Here is a 6,122-nt window from a genome sequence, read left to right on the forward strand (position 1 = left end):
AAATATTTACCCTGATTCATGGTCAAGTTTTATGTCGGATTCATTAAACGATCTTAAATCAAAGGGTCTTTACAGAAAATTTCGGGTCCTGGATAATTCTGTTTCCACAAGGGTTAACATTGATAACCGTACAGTTGTGCTTTTTTCCTCCAATGACTACTTGGGACTTGCAAGTGATTTGCGCATGAAAGAAGCATCTTCAAAAGCAGCATTATCATGGGGAACAGGCTCCGGGGCGTCACGGCTAATTTCCGGCAATACAACACTATACACAAAGCTTGAAGAAGCGGTTGCCAGCTTTAAAAAAAGCGAATCCGCTCTTGTTTTTCCAAGCGGCTATAGCGCCAATGCAGGAGTTATTTCAAGCCTTGCCCAGGAAGGTGATTTAATATTAAGCGATGCCTTAAACCATGCAAGTATTATTGATGCATGCAAACTTACAAAAGCCAAAGTTGTTACATATCCTCATTGCGATACCGATTTTGTTAAAGATTACCTGGATAATTCACAAAAGCAGAAAAGAGTACTAGTTGTTACAGATGGCGTATTCAGCATGACAGGAGAACTTGCCCCGATTCCGCAACTCTGCAAAATCTGCAAACAATACGGGGTGCTTCTTATGGTTGATGATGCGCATGGAACAGGGGTAACAGGGCCCGAAGGCAGAGGAACTCTTGATTATTATAATTTAAATGAGCCTGGAATAGTTCAGGTCGGTACCTTCAGCAAGGCATTAGGTGGCCTTGGTGGTTTTGTGGCCGGCTCAAACCTGCTTATAGATTATATAATTAATCACGCAAGGTCACTTATTTACTCAACAGCTTTACCACCTTCAGTTCTTGCATCAGATTGTGAGGGAATCAGGATTATATCAGAAGACTCATCTTTAAGGATAAAGCTTTTTGAACTGATACATCAACTGAGAGATGGCCTTGTTTCCTTAGGGTTTCCGGTTTTTCCTGTCCCTATGCCAATTATATCCATACTTATAGGTGATGTTTCGGAAACACTTTCTGTTGCTCAGTATCTATGGGATAAAGGACTTTATGTTCCGCCTATAAGACCGCCTACAGTAATGCCGGGAGAAAGTTGCCTTAGAATAAGCCTAAGTGCTTTAAATAGTGCAGAAGATATTGAAAGACTGTTATGGGCTATTAAAGCATATTATAAAAAAGGAAGTTAGAAGATACGGATGAAACAATTTGAAAAAGGTGTTTTTATAACGGCAACCGATACAGAAGTTGGCAAAACTTTTGTATCAGCTCTTTTATTAAAGGCTTTGCTTAAACAAAATATAAAGGCCGGCTATTTTAAGCCGGTAGCAAGCGGATGCCAAACTGAAAATGGTTTTTTGGTCTCTGAAGATCTTTTATATGTGGAAAAATTTACAGGGATTAAAATGGAACATGATCTTCATTGTCCGGTTCGCTATCAAAAACCTTTAGCTCCTGTGGTTGCCGCAGAGCTTGAGAAAAAGCCTGTAGATCCGGTAAAAATCAAAAAAGCCTTTGAACTCTTAAAACAAAAATATTCCGCACTGATAGTAGAAGGTATTGGCGGTGTGATGGTTCCTTTAAGCAAAAATTATCTTGTGCTTGATCTTATAGCCGACTTCAATCTTCCTGCTCTTATTGTCAGCAGGCCAACACTTGGAACCATCAATCATACATTATTGACAATCAGTGTTTTAAAAAATAAAGGCATTCCCATAGCAGGATTTTTAACAAACGGCGATAAAGAAGAAAACGATGAAGCAGCCGCCTCCAGTCCGGAAATTATCGCCGGTTTGGGCCGGGTTACCTATCTGGGTCATATTCCCATGTATAATTTCAAAAAAGATAACCCTGATGACTTTATTGAAAAGAAAGCATTTTTTATCAAAAAGCTTGCTGATGGGATAGCAAGCATTAAGGAAAACAACCCCCTTGAACCCCCTTTTTTAAGGGGGAAGAAATGGAAATAAATTATGAACACACCAAACACTGACTTTGGAGAATTTTCCGGAATTTCTCTTTCAGGAAAAATACTTTCCCGCGAACAATGCCGCCAGGTATTAAACTGTCCTGACACAAAAATACTGGCGCTTCTTGATTCTGCCTATACCGTTCGGTTCCATTATTTTAAAAACATTGTAAATGTTCAGTTACTGACAAACGCAAAAAGCGGATTATGCAAAGAAGATTGCCATTACTGCTCTCAATCAAGGGTTTCGAAAGCGGATATTAAAAAATATCCTTTAATGGCAAAAGACAAACTTGTGGATGAGGCCTTCAAAGCAACAAAATTAAATGCGAAACGGTATTGTATGGCGCTTAGCGGAACAGGACCATCCGATAGTGAAATTGATGCTCTTTGTGACATTATCAGCACTGTTAAGAAACAATCGGATATATCACTTTGCTGCTCCACAGGGTTTTTAAACATGGAAAAGGCGAAAAAGCTGAAAGAGGCGGGGCTTGACCGTGTAAATCATAATCTTAACACCAGCAAGCGTTTCCACCCGCAGATGTGTACAACCCATTCATACCAGGACAGGCTGGATACAATAGCAATATGCCGTAAAGCAGGACTGGAAGTCTGCTCCGGTGGTATTGTGGGTCAGGGAGAAACAGATGAAGATATTATAGATTTGCTTTTGGCCTTACGTGAAATAAATGCCGAATCTATTCCAATTAATTTTCTTGTTCCCATAAAAGGGACACCTTTTGAAGATCACACTCAGAATCTTACTCCGCAACGCTGCCTTAAAATCTTAAGCCTTGCCAGGTTTCTTAACCCTGATAAGGAAATACGTGCGGCAGGCGGGCGTGAATATCATCTTCGCACATTACAGCCTCTTGCTTTATATGCAGCCAATTCAATATTTGTAGCAGGATATCTCACTACTTCAGGACAAACTGCCCAAGAAGCAAAAGTCATGATAGACGATCTGGGTTTTGACAGTGAAATAGAGGTATCGGTTTAGGCAGGGTTAATAAAAAGATAGCTCATAAGTTGGTAAGTTCTTAAGTTGATAAGGGAAGAATAACCTGAGAACATAAAAAGTCATTTTACGGCATAGCTCTTATCTTATGGCCAAGCAGAATTGTTGCGTTGCCCACCCATATGTATATCGGAAACAACATAAAGCTCACTAAAAGCCGGCAGATAGTTCATTCTATCAGTCTATCAAGTTCAATATCCATAAAACACATTTTGTTTATATTGTTTAATAAATTGGACCCGATCCTAAGCGGTGAATTTTAATGATTGGCCACAAAGCTGCATGGTTATTAATTTTCCAGGCTGTTTTCCATTGTTTTGAGGGCACACATTAAATTTGCCTGAGTCCAGTATAGCGGGGTAGGATCGCTGGGCATATAACGGCCATCCTCTAAATAGTAGCTTTCCGGACATAGAAATTCACCAATCCCGTTATCGCATCCGGTAATTTGCCCTAAAGAGCGGTTGAGATAGTGAGTTTGTTGCTCAAGGTATTTCTTGTGCTTTGTTTGTTGATATTTCAGGCCAAAAATAACCGAAACAACAGGATCAAATATGCACCATTGAGCTTCTTCCCCTTTCTTAAGCAATGAATTTCTTGCTGAGAGATCATCGCTGAAATCGATGGTGCGTGATTCCGGCGCTAATTGTTTCTTGTAATCGGCAGACCAATAAGAATCTCCCAAATAGCGTCGGATACCATGATCTCCCTGTAAGTTGCTGATTACGTCATCAAGAATTTGATCAGCCATGGTATCGCTTACAATATTTAAAGGATAAATCAGAAAAAGTAATGCGGAGTCATACCGCCTGTATTGATTATGATCAGCCTGCAGACATTCGGCCGGAAGAATTTGATTAAGTTTTTTCCTGCCTTTATCTATCAGGTTTTGTATCAAATCTAATGAAACGGGTTTGGCGCATGATTCATAATAAACTGTCAGATATTGTTTCAGAAGCTGTAAAGCCGCAACCACTACGCCAATGCTTGAAGCCGAAATTTTACGGGTTTCCTCCCAATGGCCGCTATCCTCATCATTCCAGTAACCGATAACCTGCCAGTAATGTGGAAAACGCAACAATATATCCACATCCTCAGCTTTTGGATGCACAGCACCTTCAATGGCCAGTTTGCAATAAAGCCATAAAAAATATCCCAAAGCATCATTTTGTGCATGAGCCCATTTCTGGTTGATTTCTTCAAGGTTGTTTCCATTAAAGCGGATATGAGGGCGATTCATCGGGTTATGATAGTTGGTTTTTCCGGCTATTATTTCATCAAATCTATGCTTGTGATTTCTGAAATACGCCATTAATGAAGTAATGCTTTTTATAGCTGTGTCTCTTTTGCCTGAGATAAAATGTGCGTGCGCTATATGAATATTATCCCTGACCCAAACGCTCGTATAACCGGTATAAAGCGTTTCCCCTTCTACTTTTGCGGCAGGAAAAAGACCATTGTCTAATGGCTCAAAGCGAAGCACTCCTTTAAAACGCAAAAAATCATAGAGATCTTTAATATCATCAGAGGTATACTTCGATCTGATGAAATCAAGCAGTAATTCATTATGAATTATTAACATGATGTTACCTGTTTTGTCCGGTATCTGTTTGTCTCTCAAATTAAATATCAATAAGTTGTAATGCCCTTATATCAATTATTCCTCTGCCCGGTTCTGGTTCGGTAGGAAATTGAGGAACCTTGCCGAATTTCAATATTACAGCTGCAATAACTGAGAAGTCCGGCCCGTCCGGATCAAGTTTAATATTCCCATCGGATGTAAACTGATGCCAAAGGAGGTTATCGGATAAATCAATCTTTACCGGTTCGCCTCCCCACTCATTTTTTCTGACGGAGCAGATGATATATTCCCTCGGATTAAACGCATACTCCCAGTGTTGCATGCGGCCGTTAACGATGCGCACGGAGATACCAACTTCGTTCAGTGTTTCAGATTTTATACTATCCTGTATTTCTTCCAATGGAATTCGTGCATCAAAGATCAAATATCGCGATCTGTTTTTATTGTGACATGCCATTCCATCCTGACAACGAATCGCAATGTTGCAGCCCCATCCGCCTTTGTGATCAAATCGGACTCTTAAAGTTTTTCCGTCTTTAATATTTTCAGCACTTATTGTATTTGCGAACAAAGAATCAGCCCAGTAAAACTGAACCGCATTTATATTGTGCGCTCCGGCTGTTCTTTTAACATCAAAATTCTGGATCAGAGAGCTAACCCTCAAACCGCGCAAACCGTATAGCTTATAATATTCGTCTTCATAGGTAGTTGGCGGTGGGGGCTCAATGGGCTGTCGTGGTTTATTATTGTTGCCGGGCTGCGGCTGATTTTGAGAACCCAAAAAAATAATGGCCTTTCTGATACCTTCCTGTACATTAAAATACGCTTCATTTTCATCATCCCAATTTGTTACAGGCTTAATTTTTCCGTCATCGTCGACAGGTAAAGCCTGAATTTTCCCAATAGGGCTAGCTTGCCATGCACAGGATTTTATTACAACCGGAATGACACGGGATATATTGGCTTTATGGCGTGATAAAGCCTGTTCCATTTCAATCCTTTCAATATAATCGGAAACAAGAAAAGCATTGGATGCCAGCAACAGGATTATTTCGGCTTCATTTACCCGCTTTTTAATTTCAACATTCCATTCTGAACCCGGCAAAATTTCCCCGTCATGCCAAACAGTAATCAAGCCTTCTTTTTCTAATAATTTAAGGTATTCAAGCAGTGTCGAGCAATAATTCTTATCTTTATGAGAGTAGGATACAAAAACTCTTAATGGTTTAGCCATGATGTACTCCTGTCTTTTATGCACGAAAAACAAAGTGCATATTTAGTGGCTTTTTAGCGCCCAAAGTTAAAATGTATAGCAATTGTCATAAAAGTGTTCCGATTGGGTATGGGTACGTATACTATCCGCAGGAATAAAATCTGCTGCCCAATTTACAATCAAGCAATCGAAATATTATTATGACAAATGAGCTAATTTCAAAACGATTAAAGGCGGCTTGTTAAACAGGTCAACAGTTGAAATCCCGGCAATAGAGCGGACTTAAGGGCTCCGATTTTCATTGGAGAACCACAAAAGGCAATAAATGCCGAGTTTTTGACAAT

General features: G+C 39.8%; 5 protein-coding genes. 3 read left to right on the forward strand and 2 right to left on the reverse strand.

What is annotated here, in order from left to right:
* The first annotated feature begins 31 nt into the window (after positions 1-31).
* From bioF to bioB, 3 genes are read left to right on the forward strand one after another with little or no spacing between them, the layout of a single operon-like run.
* On the forward strand, positions 32-1,183 hold the full coding sequence (gene bioF, locus VXK47_RS08610) for an 8-amino-7-oxononanoate synthase (RefSeq protein ID WP_435548367.1): 1,152 nt from the start codon (positions 32-34) through the stop codon (positions 1,181-1,183).
* Between the two features lie 9 nt (positions 1,184-1,192).
* Positions 1,193-1,963 carry an ATP-dependent dethiobiotin synthetase BioD gene (gene bioD / locus VXK47_RS08615; RefSeq protein ID WP_435548368.1) on the forward strand — a complete coding sequence of 257 codons (771 nt, stop codon included), beginning with the start codon at positions 1,193-1,195 and terminating at the stop codon, positions 1,961-1,963.
* A gap of 3 nt (positions 1,964-1,966) precedes the next feature.
* On the forward strand, positions 1,967-2,965 hold the full coding sequence (gene bioB, locus VXK47_RS08620; protein ID WP_435548369.1) for a biotin synthase BioB: 999 nt from the start codon (positions 1,967-1,969) through the stop codon (positions 2,963-2,965).
* Positions 2,966-3,272: 307 nt separating this feature from the next.
* On the opposite strand, the gene VXK47_RS08625 is transcribed toward bioB, so the two are convergent.
* Complete coding sequence (locus tag VXK47_RS08625) at positions 3,273-4,565, reverse strand: glycoside hydrolase family 15 protein (protein ID WP_435548370.1); 1,293 nt, start codon at positions 4,563-4,565, stop codon at positions 3,273-3,275.
* 40 nt (positions 4,566-4,605) lie between these two features.
* Positions 4,606-5,799: a toll/interleukin-1 receptor domain-containing protein gene (locus VXK47_RS08630; RefSeq protein WP_435548371.1), complete on the reverse strand. Its 1,194-nt coding sequence runs from the start codon at positions 5,797-5,799 to the stop codon at positions 4,606-4,608.
* Between the last annotated feature and the right edge of the window lie 323 nt (positions 5,800-6,122).

This window comes from Desulfobacterium sp. N47, assembly GCF_051233685.1.
GTDB lineage: Bacteria > Desulfobacterota > Desulfobacteria > Desulfobacterales > RPRI01 > RPRI01.